The following is a 14,685-nucleotide window of genomic DNA, read 5'->3' on the forward strand; positions in this document are numbered from 1 at the left end:
GGATAAGTTTCGCGGGCTGCGACTTAGCCGTTCGCGTCCTGCCATCTGCGTGGGTTGGTCAGAAAGATTTCCACCTCGCGCAGCGTCTTGTCGTCGAAGGATTTCTGTTGACGCGCCTCGGCCAGGACGTCCCACCAGGTGCACAGATGGTGCAGTGTGACGCCGTGATCGGACAGTTTCTGAACCGTCTCGGGAAAGATGCCGTAGTAAAAGATGACCGCCGTATGCGCGCATTCCGCGCCGGTTTCTCGGATGGCATCGACAAAGCTCAGCTTGCTGCCCCCATCGGTGGTGAGATCCTCGACCAGCAACACCCGCTGGCCCTCGGTCATCACACCTTCGATCCGCGCATTGCGGCCATAACCCTTTGGCTTTTTGCGCACATAGGTCATCGGCAGGCCAAGCCGTTCAGCCACCAGCGCGCCAAACGGGATGCCTGCAGTTTCGCCACCCGCGACATTGTCGAAGGCCTCGAACCCGGCGTCGCGCATGACGGTTGCGGCCAGGAAATCCATCAGCGTCTGGCGCACACGCGGAAAGCTGATGATGCGCCGGCAATCGACATAGGTTGGCCCCTTGAGGCCCGATGCATAGGTAAAGGGCTCAGCCGCGTTGAAATCGACGGCCTTGATTTCCAGCAGCATGCGCGCGGTGAGGCGGGCGATTTCGTCGCGCGAGGGGTAGGGCAGGCTCATGCGTTCTCCTGATGCCAATAGAGCGGGAAACCGGGGTCGAAGACGGTGACCGTCTCATCGCCTGCCGTGATCTGCGCCGGATATTCAGCCGGGTCGTCACGGCGCGTCAGGGTGATACGGTCCTCATTCGCGGGCAGGCCGTAAAAGGCGGCGCCGTACAGGCTGGTAAACGCTTCCAGCCGGTCCAGCGCCCCATCGTCCTCGAAAACCTGAGCCAGGATCGACATGGTGTTTGGCGCAGTATAGCAGCCGGCGCAGCCGCAAGGTTGCAGCTTGGCGCTGTCAGGATGGGGCGCGCTGTCGGTGCCCAGAAAGAACCGGCCCTCACCGCTGGTCGCCGCGTCGCGCAGCGCCAGACGGTGCGATTCGCGCTTGGCCACAGGCAGGCAGTAGTAGTGCGGCCGGATGCCGCCTGACAGGATCGCATTGCGGTTGATCACCAGATGATGCGTGGTGATCGTCGCGCCCAGATCATCGCCGCCCAAGCGCGCATAGGCCACGCCCTCGCTGGTGGTGATGTGTTCCATGACAACGCGCAAACCGGGCGTCTTGCGGCGGATCGGGTCCAGCACGCGATCGATAAAGACGGCCTCGCGGTCAAAGATGTCGACCTGCGGATCCGTCACCTCGCCGTGCACGCACATGGGAATTCCGGCCTCGGCCATGGCCTCGAGCACCGGGCGCACGAGGTCAAAATCCGTCACCCCGCTGGCGCTGTTGGTGGTGGCGCCGGCAGGATACAGTTTGACCGCGCGGATGATCCCGTCTCGATGCGCGGAGATGACATCGGCCGGATCCGTGGTGTCGGTCAGATACAGCGTCATCTGCGGCTGCATTGCGGCGCCCTCTGGCAAGGCGGCCAGAATACGGTCGCGATAGGCCGCTGCCTGTGCCCCTGTGACAACAGGCGGCACCAGATTGGGCATGATGATCGCACGGCCGAAACCGGCGGAATGCGGCGCAACGGCGCCCAGCATTGCGCCATCGCGCAGATGCAGGTGCCAATCATCGGGACGACGTAGGGTGATTTGTCGGGTCATGCCTTGCCTGTAGCGCGTTGCAGGACCAAATGCCAAGCAAGAACCGGGTTGCCCAAAAGTGCTGGTTGTATCTCGATCTTGGAATATGCAGAATTGTAAAAAAGGGAGGGGCAGGAGTAATGAATGATGTCAAATACCAACGGTTTCATGCCTGATTCAGGGATGCCGCTGTCTCTCTGGGCACAGATGGTTCGACTTGGCTTCGAATCGCAGGTCGTGATCGGAATGCGGATGGCTGGGATGATGGGGCTGGCGGCTCACGCACCCAATGAAAACATGCGGATGATTACCGAAAAGATGGATGCGGCGCAGGAATCGCTACAGGCGAGCGTTCGTTCCGTGACGCGCGGAGATTCGGTCGACAAGGTGATGTCGGCGGCGCTGAGTCCCTATTCAAAGCGGACCGGCGCAAACTCAAGGCGCCTGTCCAAAAGACGTTGATCTCAAAGTGAAAACGGGCCGCAGTTAAAGCTGCGGCCCGTTTCAATTCGGAAGCCCCCTGCCGGGGGCTGCGCCTTTTCCTCAGATCAGCTTGCCCATCGCAACGGCGGTATCCGACATGCGGTTCGAAAAGCCCCATTCATTGTCGTACCAGGTCAGGATACGGACCATATTGCCGTCCATCACCTTGGTTTGATCCATGTGGAAGATCGACGAATGCGGGTCATGGTTGAAGTCGATCGAGACATTGGGCTGGTCGGTATAGCCCAGAATGCCCTTCAGCGGACCATCGGCGGCAGCCCTGATCGCCTTGTTGACCTCTTCCACGCTGGTATCGCGATCGGCCTCGAAAACCAGATCGACGACCGAGACGTTGGGTGTAGGTACCCGGATGGCCACGCCGTCCAGCTTACCGTTCAGTTCCGGCAGGACCAGGCCCACGGCCTTGGCGGCGCCGGTCGAGGTCGGGATCATCGATACAGCGGCAGCGCGGCCCCGGTACAGGTCCTTGTGCATGGTATCAAGCGTGGGCTGGTCGCCGGTATAGCTGTGGATGGTGGTCATGAAGCCCTTCTTGATGCCGATGGCATCGTTCAGGACCTTTGCGACCGGCGACAGGCAGTTCGTGGTGCAGCTGGCATTCGAGACGATCAGGTCGTCCTTGGTCAGCGTGTCGCTGTTGACGCCGTAAACGATGGTCTTGTCAGCGCCCTTCGAGGGGGCCGAAACCAGGACGCGGCTGGAACCGTTTTCCAGATGCACCTTGGCTTTTTCCTTGTCGGTGAAGATGCCGGTGCATTCCATGACCACATCGACATCGCCCCAGGGCAGTTCAGCCGGGTTGCGGATCGCGGTGACCTTTATCGGGCCGCGGCCCACGTCGATCGAATCGCCGTCGACGGTGACCGTGCCGGGGAACCGCCCATGCACGCTGTCAAAGCGGATCAGGTGGGCGTTGGTCTCGACCGGGCCCAGATCGTTGATCGCGATGACCTCGATATCGGTCCGGCCAGATTCGATGATGGCGCGAAGCACATTGCGCCCGATCCGCCCGAAACCGTTGATCGCTACCTTGACTGCCATTTTGGATACTCCGCCCAGATAAGTTTGGCCTCACTTAGCGCCGATCGGGAGGCGATGCAAATGCGTCGACCGCTGCATTCGGTTCAGCCCAGTCCAGACGGCGCAAGAGGTGGCCGCGACAGACCTATCGCCAAAAACTGAGCCATTCGACCAGCGCCGTAAATTGCTGCGCCAGAAAAAGCGGTATCCCCCAATGCAACAGGTAGTGATCCGCCAAGAGCAGTGCGACGATCATCAGGGCGAGGACAAGGGCAATGCGGTTTGTCATTCTGTCTCTGCTAGGCCAGAAGCGCGGCGGATCGCAAGCCTTGGACTGGTGGGTTGATCAGGCGATCTGCTCTTCTTCATCCTCGATCACGACAAAACTCAGTTCGCCGGTGTCGACCAGCAACCGGATCGTGGTCACCACCTCTGACATGGCGTCCTCGGCATCGCGCGGGCGAACCTTGCCAATGCTCTCTATCTCGCCGCGAAGGTTGTCGGACATGCGTTGTGGCAGGTTGGTCAGGATAAACTCAACCGCCTCACCATAGAGGTCCGTTGCGCCGGCAAGTGCGCGCACCAGCAGGTCACTGTCGACATCGCGAACGATGCGCGGAATGTCGCGCGGTTCGATCCGCGCGGGGATATGGCGGAAGGTAAAGATCGCCTTGCGGACGCCCCCTGCGAACAGCGCATCCTGCTGATCCAGCCCTTCCAGAACTGCATCGCGCAGCTCTGCGGTGGCAAAATTCAGGATCGCGCCGACCCGTTCGACCGCTGGTGTTTCAATGGCGGGGCGGGGCAGGGCGTCGGCCGCCTGCAGCAGGACCAGACCGATCCGATGCAGGGTCTGACGGGTGATGTCGCCCGTCAACGACATGGCCAGCGCGATGGAGCGCGCGCGGTCGCGGGGCAGTTTGCCGAACACCTCTGATGCCTTGCTGACCGGCAGTTTCGACAGCATCAATGCCGCGACCTCCACGGCCTCGCTATTGGCAAGTGCGACCAGTTTTTCTGCTGCAAGCGCGCCGATTCGATCCCATGGATCGCCCCGACCGCTCAGCGCGGCAACGCGGCGCAGGCGGTCGGTGGTGTCGTCGGACAGCTGCTGGCCCAGGATATCCAGCGTCGCATCCAGATCGCCCGGAAAGGTCACCCCGATACGTTCCAGAGAATCGCAGAATTCGGTGATCACCGCATCCCGGGTCGTGCGGTCGATCAGCTGCATTGCCGCCATTTCCTGCGTCAGCAATTCCTGCGCATCACCATCCAGAGCCGATAGTGGCAGTTCCTCTTGTCCGTCCAGCAACAGCTTGACGATGACAGCTGCCTTTTGCCGCGAGGTTAGGGCCGTGAGGCTGATCATACGCATTTCCCCGATCAATCGTTCACGGGAACATTGCCAGAACTTTCCTAATGTTGGGTTAGCTCATGCGGGGTTTATTTCTCCGCAGTTGAATCGAATACCCGCGAAAAGATCGTGTCGACATGTTTGGTATGATAGCCCAGATCGAACTTTTCCTCGATCTCGGCCGGGCTCAGCGCCGACGTTACCTCTGCGTCGCTCAGCAATTCTTCCTTGAAATCCTTGCCTTCTTCCCAGACTTTCATGGCGTTTCGCTGCACCAACCGGTAAGCATCCTCGCGCGATACACCGGCCTGGGTCAGCGCAAGAAGGACGCGCTGGCTCATGACCAGACCCCTAAACTTGTTCATATTTGCCAGCATGGTTTCGGGATAGACGACCAGTTTGTCGATCACACCTGCCAGCCGGTTCAGCGCGAAATCCAGCGTGATGGTCGCGTCAGGCGCGATGCCGCGTTCGACCGACGAATGCGAGATATCGCGCTCATGCCACAGCGCCACGTTCTCCATGGCCGGCACCACCGTCATGCGGACCAGACGGGCAAGCCCGGTCAGGTTCTCGGTCAGGACCGGATTACGCTTGTGCGGCATGGCGCTGGACCCTTTTTGGCCGGGGCTGAAGAATTCCTCGGCCTCCAGCACCTCGGTGCGCTGCATGTGACGGATCTCGAGGGCGACGTTTTCGACCGACGAGGCGATGACGCCGAGCGTGGCAAAGAACATCGCATGGCGGTCGCGCGGGATCACCTGCGTCGAAATCGGCTCGGGACGCAGGCCCATCTCGGCACAGACATGCTCTTCGACCGCCGGGTCGATATTCGCGAAGGTGCCGACAGCGCCGGAAACCGCGCCGGTTGCGATTTCCCAACGGGCCTTTTCCAGTCGGTTCCGGTTGCGATCCATTTCCGCATAGAACCGCGCGAATGTCAGGCCAAGCGTCGTCGGCTCGGCATGGATGCCGTGGCTGCGCCCGATGCGAACGGTGTCCTTGTGCTCATGGGCGCGGCGTTTCAGCGCGGCCAGAACCTTGTCCAGATCGGCCAGCAGAATATCGGCGGCGCGCACCAGTTGCACATTCAGCGTCGTGTCCAGCACGTCAGAGCTGGTCATGCCCTGGTGCACAAAGCGGGCTTCGTCGCTGCCGATGATCTCGGCCAGATGGGTCAGAAAGGCGATCACGTCATGCTTGGTGACAGCCTCGATCTCGTCAATCCGGGCGACGTCGAATTCAACGTCCTTTGCCTTCCACACCGCAGCCGCGCTTTCGGCAGGGATCACCCCCAGCTTGGCCTGCGCGTCGCAGGCATGAGCCTCGATCTCGTACCAGATGCGGAACTTGGTCTCGGGCGACCAGATTGCGGTCATTTCGGGGCGGGCATAGCGGGGGATCATCAGTGAGCTCCTTCTGGCTTGGCGCGGGCATAACGGCAGAGCCGCCGAGGAGCAAGATTTTGCAGCAGACGGAACATTCCGCCGCGCTGATGGGTTGAGGGGACAACCCTATCTGCAAGGTGCGCCATGCCGACTGACAACGATCCGCAATATCATCGACTGAACGCCAATCGCTATGGCCAGGAACGCCAGAGCCACGCGTCCTACAAGCATCGTCCGATGCTTTCCTCGCGTATCCCGCCATCAGAGCCCGGGCCCTATGAGGGCACGCAGAGCCGCGATGGCTCGCTGACCAACAAGCTGCTGTTCTGGGGTGGCGCGGGCGTTCTGGCCGCTGCCACGACCGCGGCGGCCGTGCTGGCGGCGCGCAAACTGACCGACGCCATATCCGGCGACGATAGCGGTGGCGCATTGACACGGCATCAGCAGCAGCCGCTGGCCCCGCGTTTCGCCGATCTGGATGAAAAAGAACGCAAAAGCATTCGCCGCCGCGACCGAGATCGTGCGCAGCGCGAACGCAACCGGGTCTCCAGAATGCGTGCGATGGCTGCGCGTGAACGTGTTACCCCGCGCCAGAACTTTGCCCGCGACATGACCGATCAAGCCAGCAACCTTTCAGGCAGCCTGAACGGGCTGGTGGGGTCGCTGACCGGCGCTATGGCGGGCTTTCGCCAGGTGGCCGGGCAGGCCGGCGGCATCATGCGTGAATTTTCGGATGCGGCCGACGCGGTGCGCGGCTTTCTGGATCGCCCGCAAGAGCGCCAGCCAGACCGCGACCGAAATTCCGACGAGGGCCGGTCACCGGACCGCGACGACCGCACGCATCGGCTTTGATCCGGCGCTGAGACAGGGATGACTGAGCCGAAAGCAACCACCACCGATTCGGTCCTCGACGCGTTTTTTGGCGAGTTGGACGATCAGACTCGCCAAAAATTCAACATCGGCCCGCGCAAGACCTCGCGGGCCGATCGTCTGCAAAGCTGGCGACGCCGCAAGGCCGGGCTGGACTTCAGTCAGCCCCTGCCAGAGCCAGAGCAGGTCGGCCCGCCCGACGCGGCCAAAACGCCCGCGCAATTGGACGGGCGTGATTGGCTGTCCATCGCCAAGCGAGCCTCGACCCAGATCGGTGAAGACCGGGTGCCGGCTGTTGCAGCCGGCGTTACCTTTTATGCGCTGCTGGCGATGTTCCCGGCGCTGACGGCCTTTATCTCGATCTATGGCCTTTTTGCCGATCCGCAGAAGATCATCGACAATTTCGAGATGCTCAGCCGCTTTGTTCCAACCGGGGCGCTGAACATCATTCTGGATCAGACCACGGCGATCACATCTGCCCCGCAGGCGGCGCTGTCATTTGCCTCTGTGTTGGGTCTGCTGGTTGCCTTCTATTCGGCCAATGGGGGCACCAAGGCGATGATTTCGGCGATGAATATCGCCTGGTTTCAAAAGGAAAAGCGCGGCTTCCTGCGGCTGAACCTGCTGGCCATGTGCTTTACCGTGGGGGGCGCGTTGCTGGTCGTGTCGATGTTCAGCCTGATCGCCCTGCTGCCTGCGGTCTTCAGCTATCTGCCGCTGGATCAGTATTCGACCAGAGTGGTGTCCTGGTTGCGTTGGCCGATCATCTTTACGGCGGTGCTGTTCGCGCTGGCGGTATTCTACCGCTATGGTCCAAGTCGCCGCAGCGCGCGCTGGCACTGGATCTCGCCGGGTGCGATATTTGCCGCCGTAGGGCTGGGCCTCGCCTCGTTGCTGTTTTCCTGGTACGCATCGAATATTGCCAATTACAACCAGACCTATGGCTCGCTTGGTGCGGTGATCGGTCTGATGATGTGGCTTTGGATCGCATCGATGGTGGTCATTGTCGGCGCAGAGATCAATTCCGAGGTCGAACGCCAGATCAAGATCGAAAACGAGATCCCGGTGCCCGGCGATCCCGAAGCCGACGAGGATGGCTCGAAAGAACTGGCCTGACGCGGGTTGGCGGTCTCGCGGCCGTCCACCGGTCCAGCCGCCCTTGGCGCGCCGCTGGTGGCACCAGCCGAACCTTCGCAGGATCGGGGCCGCTAAGCTGTAGGTTACTGGCAGCCTGCCCGTATCATTGCCCGTCAACGCCTTGACGCAGAAAAGAAAAAGGCCCCGCCAAGATGGCGAGGCCTGTTGTCTTTCCGGGGCGTGAGCTTACAGCTCGTCCAGCGCCTCGACAGCCTTTTCCAGATCCTCTTTCGAGACTTCCTTGTCCTCGACCTTCGCGCCTTCGGCGATGTGATCGACAACCTTGTCTTCAAAGATGGGCGCACGCAGCTGCTGCTGAGCCTGCTGGTTCTGCTGGACGAATTCAAAGAACGCACGTTCCTGGCCCGGATACTGGCGCGCGGCGGTCATCACGGCCTGCGTCATTTCCTGATCGCTGACGCTGACTTCTGCCTTTTGCCCGATATCGGCCAAGAGCAGACCCAGACGCACGCGGCGTTCTGCCAGTTTCTTGTGCTCGTCCGTCGCTTCGATCGAATCGTGGTTGTGGTCCTGAACGTCAGGGTTTTCCTCGTGCCACAGCTGGTGCGCGATCTGGCCTGCCTCGGCATCGACCAGCGATTGGGGCAGATCAAAGCTGACCAGACCGTCCAATTGATCCAGCAGAGCACGCTTCATCACCGCGCGCGACGCGCCGGCATACTCGGCCTCGAGGCGCTCGCTGATCTGTGCCTTCAGGCCGTCCAGATCGTCAGCGCCGAATTTCTTGGCCAGTTCGTCGTCGATCTCGGCCTCTTTCGGGGCTTTCACGGCCTTGACGGTGGTCTCGAAAATGGCGTCCTTGCCGGCCAGATGCGGCGCGCCGTATTCTTCGGGGAATTTCACCTCGACCTTGACCTCGTCACCGGCTTTCACGCCGACCAGCTGTTCCTCGAAACCGGGAATGAAGCTGCCCGAGCCCAGAACCAGCGGATAGTCCTCGGCGGCGCCGCCTTCAAAGGCCTCGCCATCAACCATGCCCTTGAAGTCGATCACGATCTGATCGCCATCCTTGGCTTTCGAGCCCTTCTTGCGGTCGTCGAAATTCTGGGCGTTCTTTGCCAGGTTGGTCAGCGCCTCGGTGATCTGCTCGTCGCCGGCTTTCACTTTCAGACGCTCAAGCTTGATCTTCGACAGATCCAGTTCCGGGATCTCGGGCAGGGCTTCGTACTGGACGTTGACGACGACATCGTCGCCCTCTTTCCAGTTTTCGCCATTTTCCATCTCGATCTTGGGCTGGGTCGCAGGGCGGTCGCCCGATGTCTGCAGATGCTCGCTCAGCGCACCGTCGATGGATTCCTGCATGGCTTCGCCCATCAGGCGCTGGCCGAACTGTTTCTTCAGCAGTGCCATCGGCACCTTGCCCTTGCGAAAGCCCTTCATCTCGACTTCGGGCTGGGCCTCTTTCAGCTTGCCGTCGACCTTGCTGGCCAATTCATCGCCGGTCAGCGTGATCTGATAGCCGCGCGCAAGACCTTCGTTCTGGGTTTCCTTGACCTGCATCGTCTTCCCTTCATCAATCTTTGGTGCGGGTGGAGGGACTTGAACCCCCACGCCTTGCGGCGCCAGAACCTAAATCTGGTGCGTCTACCAATTTCGCCACACCCGCATATGTCAAACGGGCGGACCGTTGGCCCGCCACGAGAATTCGCGCCCTCTTAGCAAAGCCTGCCAGCGGGTGCGAGGGGATTCTTGCGTCGGCCCGTCTCAGCCAGGCGGCAGACGCAACGCCACCGGGCGTTGCGGGCGCGGGGCGCGCAACATGCACGTCGGCGTGAAGGGATCAGACCCAGCAAACACTGGGTTTGGCGCCGCACAGCCCGTACACAGCGCGTGCACAGGGCGTACACAACCTGTACACAGGCTGCGCGCGCTGGGTATGGGTCATCGGCAACGAAAACCCCGATCACGCCCGCAGATCGCGGAAGACAGCGGGAATCTGTTCGGGCAGATCATCGGCGATCAGACCGGGGCCAAAGCGGCGGGCGGCGGCGGCATGCAGCCATGCGCCGGTCGCGGCGGCGTCGAGCGGGGGCAGGCCGCGTGCCAGCAGGCCGGTGATCAGCCCGGCCAGCACATCGCCGGAACCTGCGGTGGCGAGCCACGGAACGTCAAAGGCGGAGTGGATGATGGCGCGGCCATCGGGTGCCGCGATGACGGTATCGGGGCCTTTCAGCAGAACGACCGCACCGCTGCGCGCGGCGGCCTCGCGGGCGGCGTCGAGCTTGGAATAGGCCGGGCCGGTTCTTGGCTTTTCCCCAAGCCTTTCGGTCAGATCGGGAAACAATCGCGCGAATTCGCCCAGATGCGGCGTCAGCACGCAGCCCTGATGCAAATCAGTCAGCCCGATCTCGGCCAGTGCGCTGAGCGCATCGGCGTCCAGAACCGCCGGGCGTTTCGACTTCAGAAGCGATGGCAGCAAAGCCGTAGCGCGGTCGATGCCGCAGCCGGGGCCGATGCAGAGCGCGGTGATCCGTCCATCCGTCAATAGATCATCCAGCGTGGCGGCGTCGTCGATCCCCCGCCGCATCAGCGCATCGGGCGGGCCGCCATGGTCGATCATTGCCGATCGCGGCGGGGCAAGAGTGACCAGACCGGCCCCGACCCTCAGCGCCGCGCGCGCAGCCAGCCGCGCCGCGCCGCCCCGTGCGATGCCCCCCGCCAGAACAAGCGCGTGCCCGTGGCCGAATTTGTGATCCGACGTGGCATGTCGTTTGGTAAGCCATTCGGCCTGTTTCTTGCCGGCCAAGGCGAAGCGTCGATTGTCGGGAATGTCGAAGATTGGCCAGTCCGCGGTGAGGGCAGCGGGTCGCTGGACCTCGAGGGCTTTGCCATCTGCAATCTCGCGCCTTTGGGTGACGCGCCAATGCGCAAGGCCGATATCCGCGATAACCAGACGGCCGCAGCAATCCGGCCCAAGCCCCAGCAGATGGCCGGGCTTTGGGCTGTCGAAGGCAACCGTCATCACCGCGCGAAGCTCTAAGTCGCCTGCGACGCGCGATTGGCCAAGGAAAAACCCGCTATCGAGGCACAGCCCGCTGGGACAATCCACAGATACGATCCTTGGCCGGTAATAGGCCCAATCGCCGCCCCAGCCGCCCATATGCAACAGGATTGAAGCAATGTCTTCCTGCGGTGCTCGCGTCAGGCCAGTGCCGAAGATCGCATCGACATAGACATCGCTGCTTTCGCCGCGGCGGCGCAACTCGGCCTCGGTCAGCGGCAGGATCGGGCCGATCTTGGCCCATTGCCGCTTCACCTCGGCCGCATCCGCGCCCGGGCTGTTATCCATGCCCAGCACGCGGACCTGCCAGCCCGCGTGGTGCAGCAGGCGCGCGATGACATAGCCGTCGCCGCCATTGTTTCCCGGCCCGCAAAGCACGGTGACACGCCCCGGTTTCGGCCAGCGCAGGCGAATCTGTCCGGCAACCGCCGTGCCTGCACGTTCCATCAGTTGCAGGCCGGTGACCTCGCCGCTGGCCATCGCCGCGGATTCGATGGCGCGCATTTGGGCTGTGGTCAGGATTTCAGTGCCGGTCAGCATCTTGTTTGCCTAAAGTTTGTGCACACTGCGCGTTTTTTGGTCAGCTATCGCGGCGGGGCGATTTCCTCTGCCTTCTCGCCATGGCTTCGCTTTACCCGGCGCATCAAACCCGCCAATCAGGCTGCAGGCAAGCCGCGTGAGAATGCAGGAAGGATCAATTGCGATGAAGAAGGTCGAGGCGATCATCAAGCCGTTCAAGCTGGACGATGTGAAAGAGGCTTTGCAAGAGGCCGGCGTGCAGGGGCTTTCAGTGACCGAGGTCAAAGGCTTTGGCCGTCAGAAGGGCCATACCGAGCTGTATCGCGGCGCGGAATATGTTGTCGATTTTCTGCCCAAGGTGAAAATCGAAATGGTGCTGCCCGACGATCAGGTCGAAGCCGCCGTTGACGCCATCGTCAGCGCCGCCCGGACTGAAAAGATCGGCGACGGGAAAATCTTTGTTTCGCCGGTCGAGCAGGCGATCCGTATTCGTACAGGTGAGACCGGCGACGAGGCCGTTTAAAACGCCGGAAACAATTGAATTGGCGGCCCGGGCTTTGTTCCGGGCCGGGCTATGAAGAAAGGGAAGTGATGAAAGTCAAAGACGTCATGGAGTTGCTGAAGTCGGAAGAGGTCGAATATGTCGACGTTCGCTTTACCGACCCCAAAGGCAAATTGCAGCATGTCACGCTGATCATCGATGAAATCAGCGAAGAGTTCTTCGAAGAAGGGTTCATGTTCGATGGCTCGTCCATCGCGGGCTGGAAATCGATCGACCAATCAGACATGAAGCTGATCCCCGATCCCGCCAGCGCCTATATCGACCCGTTCTACGCCGAAAAGACGCTGTGCGTGCATTGCAATGTGGTCGAGCCTGACACTGGCGAACCCTATGCCCGCGATCCTCGCGGCACGGCCGTCAAGGCCGAGGCCTATCTGAAATCCACCGGCATCGGTGACGTTTCCTATTGGGGCCCCGAGGCCGAGTTCTTTCTGTTCGACGATGTTCGCTATTCGGTCACCCCGCAAAAGGTCGCGTTTCAGATCGACGCGGCTGACGCGGCCTGGAACACCGACGCGGAATTCGAGATGGGCAACCAGGGACACCGCGCCGGCCACAAGGGCGGCTATTTCCCGGTAAACCCGATCGATGCGGCGCAGGATATCCGCGGCGAAATGCTGTCGACGATGAAGCGCATCGGCATGAAGGTCGACAAGCACCACCACGAGGTTGCCAGCGCGCAGCACGAGCTGGGCATGATCTTTGGCACGCTGGTCGAGCAGGCCGACAATCAGCAGAAATACAAGTATGTCATCCACAACGTGGCCCATGCATACGGCAAGTCGGCGACCTTCATGCCCAAGCCGATGAAGGGTGATAACGGCTCGGGGATGCATGTGAACATGTCGATCTGGAAAGACGGCAAGCCGGTCTTTGCGGGCGACAAATACGCTGATCTGTCGCAAGAGGCCCTGTGGTTCATCGGCGGCATTCTGAAGCATGCCAAGGCGCTGAATGCGCTGACCAACCCGTCGACCAACAGCTACAAGCGCCTGATCCCCGGCTTTGAGGCCCCAGTTCTGCGGGCCTATTCGGCGCGGAACCGTTCGGGCTGCGTGCGTATCCCGTGGACCGAATCGCCCAAGGCCAAGCGCGTCGAGGCCCGTTTCCCCGATCCGGCGGCGAACCCCTATCTGTGCTTTGCCGCATTGCTGATGGCCGGTCTGGACGGCATCAAGAACAAGATCGATCCGGGCCCGGCATCGGACAAGGATCTCTACGATCTGCCGCCCGAAGAGCTGGCAGAGATCCCGACCGTTTGCGGTTCCTTGCGCGAGGCGCTGGAAGAGCTGGAAAAAGACATGGACTTCCTGCTGCAGGGCGACGTCTTTACCCGCGATCAGCTGGAAGGCTACATGGCCCTGAAATGGGAAGAGGTCTACGCCTATGAGCACACGCCTCACCCGGTCGAATACATGATGTATTACTCGGTCTGATCAGCGGATCGGATCAAAAAAGAGGGGCGCTTTCGGGCGCCCCTTTTTCGTTCCTGGTGTTTTCGAAATCTCTGCGGTGCCGGCCGTTCAACCTGACCGAAAGCAGATGATTCCCCGTCCGCCTTGCGTGGCCTCAGGCGACGCCCTGCAGGGTGCGGTTGTTCTTTGCGTGGCGTTCGATCAGCTTTTTCTGCTGGCGCAGATGCGGGATATGGCGCGCGGGCTGGGGCTGATAGTCCAGCCGGGCCAGTTCGGGAAAGATCATCAGGATCTCGGCCCTGGCCTCGCGGCCGATCGCCCGCAACGCCTCGGGGCCGGTATAGAGGCTTTCGGTCGAAACGCCCTCTGCGACGATGATCTCGTGCTGGTCGAACAGCAGATGCAGATAGGTGACCTCGCTCACCTCATCATCGACGAAGATGCCCGGCAGCTCGGTCAGACGAATGGCGGCCACCAGCACTTCGGGCGCGCCAAACATCCGCTGCGCAATCTTGGATTTTACCAGCACCCGATGCTGGCGCGATACCAGCAGATCCTGCTGCGGCAGGCCGTCGCCCAAAGCGCCCGCCAGGATACGCACCGGGCGCAGTCTGGGTTCGCGCTGCAGCGCAGCCGCGCCATAGTTGCGGCGCCCAGCCCAACGGATGCTGCGCGCGACCATTGTGCCATCGGCCTCGACCAGAACGTCATCGCCCGCTGCCAGGTGCTCGATGGCGACCTTGCCCTCAGGCGTTGCGACCATGGTGCCCATGGTAAAGCAGGGGGGACCGAAGGCGGCGGTGGTTATCCCGGCTTCTGTGGGAGAGGCGGTCGAACTCAGAAATGTCGCGTTCTGCGGCAGAGTCGAACCGTCTGTCGGCGTAAATACGGTACGCCCATCTGCCAGATAAAAGGTCGTGCCGGTAAACGTCTGCTGCCCGCCGCCTTCCAGGGTGACGGTTATGGTGTCGCCGGGATAGGATGCGCCGATGTCCACCCCGTCGATCGCATCGCCGCTGAAACGATTGATCAAACCGTTGTCGTTCTGATCCGTTATATTGAAACGCGACACGGGCAATGCTGTGCCAGGGGCAGGTGGGTCAGACGCGTCGATCGACCAGAACTGATCTGAAAATGTCGTTGGCATTGCATCGCTCGCTCGAGAGTTTCGGTAAGGGCA

At 61.5% G+C, this 14,685-nt stretch carries 14 protein-coding genes and 1 tRNA gene; 5 read left to right on the plus strand and 10 right to left on the minus strand.

From position 1 onward, the window contains the following. Positions 1-23 precede the first annotated feature (23 nt). The gene (locus CUV01_RS11855; protein ID WP_101460660.1) at positions 24-695 is read right to left on the minus strand and encodes an orotate phosphoribosyltransferase; all 672 of its coding nucleotides are present in this window, start codon (positions 693-695) and stop codon (positions 24-26) included. After that, positions 692-1,735, minus strand: a complete 1,044-nt coding sequence (pyrC, locus tag CUV01_RS11860) for a dihydroorotase (RefSeq protein WP_101460661.1) — start codon at positions 1,733-1,735, stop codon at positions 692-694. The genes CUV01_RS11855 and pyrC overlap by 4 nt, the downstream gene beginning before the upstream one ends. Positions 1,736-1,858: 123 nt before the next feature. Here pyrC and CUV01_RS11865 point away from each other — a divergent pair, with 123 nt between their 5' ends. After that, entirely contained in the window at positions 1,859-2,176 is a 318-nt protein-coding gene (locus CUV01_RS11865) for an antibiotic ABC transporter (RefSeq protein ID WP_232962204.1), read from the plus strand. Positions 2,177-2,257: 81 nt separating this feature from the next. Here CUV01_RS11865 and gap read toward each other — a convergent pair whose 3' ends face one another. The 4 genes from gap to purB all read right to left on the minus strand — a co-directional run bounded on the left by gap (position 2,258) and on the right by purB (position 5,998). Continuing rightward, positions 2,258-3,259, minus strand: coding sequence for a type I glyceraldehyde-3-phosphate dehydrogenase (gap, locus tag CUV01_RS11870; protein ID WP_101460662.1), 1,002 nt, complete (start codon positions 3,257-3,259; stop codon positions 2,258-2,260). 124 nt (positions 3,260-3,383) lie between these two features. Further along, a complete protein-coding gene (locus CUV01_RS19925) occupies positions 3,384-3,527 on the minus strand; it encodes a hypothetical protein (RefSeq protein ID WP_198731814.1) in 144 nt (47 codons plus the stop codon). A 57-nt stretch (positions 3,528-3,584) separates the two neighbouring features. After that, positions 3,585-4,607, minus strand: a complete 1,023-nt coding sequence (locus tag CUV01_RS11875; RefSeq protein ID WP_232962205.1) for a FliG C-terminal domain-containing protein — start codon at positions 4,605-4,607, stop codon at positions 3,585-3,587. Positions 4,608-4,681: 74 nt separating this feature from the next. After that, a complete protein-coding gene (gene purB / locus CUV01_RS11880; RefSeq protein WP_101460664.1) occupies positions 4,682-5,998 on the minus strand; it encodes an adenylosuccinate lyase in 1,317 nt (438 codons plus the stop codon). Between the two features lie 126 nt (positions 5,999-6,124). Between purB and CUV01_RS11885 the strand changes: the two genes are divergently transcribed. Both CUV01_RS11885 and CUV01_RS11890 read left to right on the plus strand, forming a co-directional pair. Then, entirely contained in the window at positions 6,125-6,832 is a 708-nt protein-coding gene (locus tag CUV01_RS11885) for a hypothetical protein (protein ID WP_101460665.1), read from the plus strand. An 18-nt stretch (positions 6,833-6,850) separates the two neighbouring features. Continuing rightward, a complete protein-coding gene (locus CUV01_RS11890) occupies positions 6,851-7,966 on the plus strand; it encodes a YihY/virulence factor BrkB family protein (protein ID WP_101460666.1) in 1,116 nt (371 codons plus the stop codon). 207 nt (positions 7,967-8,173) lie between these two features. On the opposite strand, the gene tig is transcribed toward CUV01_RS11890, so the two are convergent. The 3 genes from tig to CUV01_RS11905 all read right to left on the minus strand — a co-directional run bounded on the left by tig (position 8,174) and on the right by CUV01_RS11905 (position 11,549). Further along, positions 8,174-9,508 carry a trigger factor gene (tig, locus tag CUV01_RS11895; RefSeq protein WP_101460667.1) on the minus strand — a complete coding sequence of 445 codons (1,335 nt, stop codon included), beginning with the start codon at positions 9,506-9,508 and terminating at the stop codon, positions 8,174-8,176. Between the two features lie 21 nt (positions 9,509-9,529). Beyond that, positions 9,530-9,614: transfer RNA gene (locus CUV01_RS11900), tRNA-Leu, on the minus strand. 297 nt (positions 9,615-9,911) lie between these two features. After that, positions 9,912-11,549, minus strand: a complete 1,638-nt coding sequence (locus CUV01_RS11905; protein WP_101460668.1) for an NAD(P)H-hydrate dehydratase — start codon at positions 11,547-11,549, stop codon at positions 9,912-9,914. Positions 11,550-11,712: 163 nt separating this feature from the next. Between CUV01_RS11905 and CUV01_RS11910 the strand changes: the two genes are divergently transcribed. Both CUV01_RS11910 and glnA read left to right on the plus strand, forming a co-directional pair. Then, entirely contained in the window at positions 11,713-12,051 is a 339-nt protein-coding gene (locus CUV01_RS11910) for a P-II family nitrogen regulator (protein ID WP_101462053.1), read from the plus strand. A gap of 68 nt (positions 12,052-12,119) precedes the next feature. Beyond that, the gene (gene glnA / locus CUV01_RS11915) at positions 12,120-13,526 is read left to right on the plus strand and encodes a type I glutamate--ammonia ligase (protein ID WP_198731815.1); all 1,407 of its coding nucleotides are present in this window, start codon (positions 12,120-12,122) and stop codon (positions 13,524-13,526) included. Between the two features lie 133 nt (positions 13,527-13,659). Here glnA and CUV01_RS11920 read toward each other — a convergent pair whose 3' ends face one another. Further along, positions 13,660-14,577, minus strand: coding sequence for a Hint domain-containing protein (locus CUV01_RS11920; protein ID WP_157994841.1), 918 nt, complete (start codon positions 14,575-14,577; stop codon positions 13,660-13,662). Positions 14,578-14,685 lie beyond the last annotated feature (108 nt).

Source organism: Paracoccus tegillarcae, assembly GCF_002847305.1.
Classification (GTDB): Bacteria; Pseudomonadota; Alphaproteobacteria; order Rhodobacterales; family Rhodobacteraceae; genus Paracoccus; species Paracoccus tegillarcae.

What these genes read in the sequence shown, in the direction of transcription:
- CUV01_RS11855 (WP_101460660.1), bottom strand. Translation starts at nt 695, where the DNA reads ATGAGCCTGCCCTACCCCTCGCGCGACGAAATCGCCCGCCTCACCGCG.
- pyrC (WP_101460661.1), bottom strand. Translation starts at nt 1,735, where the DNA reads ATGACCCGACAAATCACCCTACGTCGTCCCGATGATTGGCACCTGCAT.
- CUV01_RS11865 (WP_232962204.1), top strand. Translation starts at nt 1,859, where the DNA reads ATGATGTCAAATACCAACGGTTTCATGCCTGATTCAGGGATGCCGCTG.
- gap (WP_101460662.1), bottom strand. Translation starts at nt 3,259, where the DNA reads ATGGCAGTCAAGGTAGCGATCAACGGTTTCGGGCGGATCGGGCGCAAT.
- CUV01_RS19925 (WP_198731814.1), bottom strand. Translation starts at nt 3,527, where the DNA reads ATGACAAACCGCATTGCCCTTGTCCTCGCCCTGATGATCGTCGCACTG.
- CUV01_RS11875 (WP_232962205.1), bottom strand. Translation starts at nt 4,607, where the DNA reads ATGATCAGCCTCACGGCCCTAACCTCGCGGCAAAAGGCAGCTGTCATC.
- purB (WP_101460664.1), bottom strand. Translation starts at nt 5,998, where the DNA reads ATGATCCCCCGCTATGCCCGCCCCGAAATGACCGCAATCTGGTCGCCC.
- CUV01_RS11885 (WP_101460665.1), top strand. Translation starts at nt 6,125, where the DNA reads ATGCCGACTGACAACGATCCGCAATATCATCGACTGAACGCCAATCGC.
- CUV01_RS11890 (WP_101460666.1), top strand. Translation starts at nt 6,851, where the DNA reads ATGACTGAGCCGAAAGCAACCACCACCGATTCGGTCCTCGACGCGTTT.
- tig (WP_101460667.1), bottom strand. Translation starts at nt 9,508, where the DNA reads ATGCAGGTCAAGGAAACCCAGAACGAAGGTCTTGCGCGCGGCTATCAG.
- CUV01_RS11905 (WP_101460668.1), bottom strand. Translation starts at nt 11,549, where the DNA reads ATGCTGACCGGCACTGAAATCCTGACCACAGCCCAAATGCGCGCCATC.
- CUV01_RS11910 (WP_101462053.1), top strand. Translation starts at nt 11,713, where the DNA reads ATGAAGAAGGTCGAGGCGATCATCAAGCCGTTCAAGCTGGACGATGTG.
- glnA (WP_198731815.1), top strand. Translation starts at nt 12,120, where the DNA reads ATGAAAGTCAAAGACGTCATGGAGTTGCTGAAGTCGGAAGAGGTCGAA.